The organism is Pseudomonas sp. AC463 (assembly GCF_979253585.1).
The window spans coordinates 1-229 of the sequence record NZ_CEEDDZ010001264.1 but is presented as its reverse complement, the minus strand read 5'-3'; the positions used below and the strand labels follow the sequence as shown (position 1 = coordinate 229).

Annotated in this window: 1 protein-coding gene; it reads right to left on the bottom strand. The window is 63.8% G+C overall.

Going from position 1 to position 229, the window contains the following annotated elements:
• Positions 1 to 229, bottom strand: a 229-nt coding sequence (locus AC0IYH_RS34370) for a type II toxin-antitoxin system VapB family antitoxin (protein WP_471838979.1), incomplete at both ends; no start/stop codon positions are given.

Genomic DNA, 229 nt, shown 5'->3' with positions numbered 1-229 from the left:
AGAGGGAGTCCATCGCGTCCTTCGACGTCATGTTGAGGAGTTCCGGTGGCAGCTTGTGCGCGATGCGGGTGGAAAGATCCTTGATCTGCGCCAGTCGGCCGGCGAGTTCCTCTTCCCGCGCCACATGTTCGCGCTCCAACGCGCCGCGGATAGTCTCAGTCACGGATCGGCCGGTACGGTCGGCCAACTCGCGTGCCAACCGGACGGTGCCGGGATCCTTGATGTTGAG